At 66.5% G+C, this 958-nt stretch carries 2 protein-coding genes and 2 tRNA genes; 2 read left to right on the top strand and 2 right to left on the bottom strand.

Going from position 1 to position 958, the window contains the following annotated elements:
* A partial coding sequence (locus Y704_RS25305) for an ATP-binding cassette domain-containing protein (RefSeq protein ID WP_035772616.1) occupies window positions 1-420 on the top strand: 420 nt, incomplete at its 5' end.
* 45 nt (window positions 421-465) lie between these two features.
* Here the strand turns inward: Y704_RS25305 and Y704_RS0112185 are convergent.
* Window positions 466-539 (bottom strand) — tRNA-Arg (locus Y704_RS0112185).
* Window positions 540-637: 98 nt separating this feature from the next.
* On the opposite strand from Y704_RS0112185, the gene Y704_RS24060 reads away from it, so the two are divergent.
* Window positions 638-787 (top strand): hypothetical protein, encoded by a 150-nt coding sequence (locus tag Y704_RS24060; RefSeq protein ID WP_155850362.1) that lies wholly within the window; start codon window positions 638-640, stop codon window positions 785-787.
* Between the two features lie 45 nt (window positions 788-832).
* Here Y704_RS24060 and Y704_RS0112175 read toward each other — a convergent pair.
* Window positions 833-906 (bottom strand) — tRNA-Arg (locus tag Y704_RS0112175).
* Between the last annotated feature and the right edge of the window lie 52 nt (window positions 907-958).

The following is a 958-nucleotide window of genomic DNA, read 5'->3' as shown; positions in this document are numbered from 1 at the left end:
GAGCCGCTGGTGAAGTCGCTGCCGGACCAGCTCGACACCATGGTGGGGGAGCGCGGCTACCGGTTGTCCGGCGGCGAGAGGCAGCGCATGACCATCGCGCGTCTTCTGCTGGCGCAGCCGCGCGTCGTGATCCTCGACGAGGCGACGGCGGCGCTGGATTCGACGTCGGAGGCTGCGGTCCAGGCCGCGCTGAGCGAGGCCCTCGAGGGGCGGACCGCCATGGTCATCGCCCATCGGCTGTCCACGATCCGCACGGCCGATGTGATCCTGGTGATCGAGGACGGCCGCATCGTGCAGCGCGGAACCCATGATGAGCTGCTCGCGATCGGTGGACGCTACGAGGAACTGCACCGTACCCAGTTCGCGGTGCAGAAGAACGTCGCGGTGGATGAGGAACCAGAGGCCCTCAGCCAGGTCTAGGCGTTCCCGGTCCGGCGTGCGGACGACACAGCCGGTAGGTGTCTGTGCCCCTGGCCGGAATCGAACCGACGACCTTCCCTTTAGGAGAGGGACGCTCTATCCTACTGAGCTACAGGGGCCTGCTGCCGCGACGGAATTTCTGCCCCGCGCCGAGCATGCCCAGCTTACCCGTTCGTCAGGCAGGGATGAAAAACCGGTCGGCGGCTGGGCAGTCCTGGTGATCGAGGACGGCCGCATCGTGCAGCGCGGAACCCATGATGAGCTGCTCGCGATCGGTGGACGCTACGAGGAACTGCACCGTACCCAGTTCGCGGTGCAGAAGAACGTCGCGGTGGATGAGGAACCAGAGGCCCTCAGCCAGGTCTAGGCGTTCCCGGTCCGGCGTGCGGACGACACAGCCGGTAGGTGTCTGTGCCCCTGGCCGGAATCGAACCGACGACCTTCCCTTTAGGAGAGGGACGCTCTATCCTACTGAGCTACAGGGGCCTGCTGCCGCGACGGAATTTCTGCCCCGCGCCGAGCATGCCCAGCTTACCCG

It is taken from the genome of Arthrobacter sp. Br18, assembly GCF_000520555.1.
In the GTDB taxonomy this organism is placed as follows: domain Bacteria; phylum Actinomycetota; class Actinomycetes; order Actinomycetales; family Micrococcaceae; genus Arthrobacter_D.
Note: the sequence above shows the minus strand (reverse complement) of the source record. Positions and strands in the feature narration are given on the sequence as shown.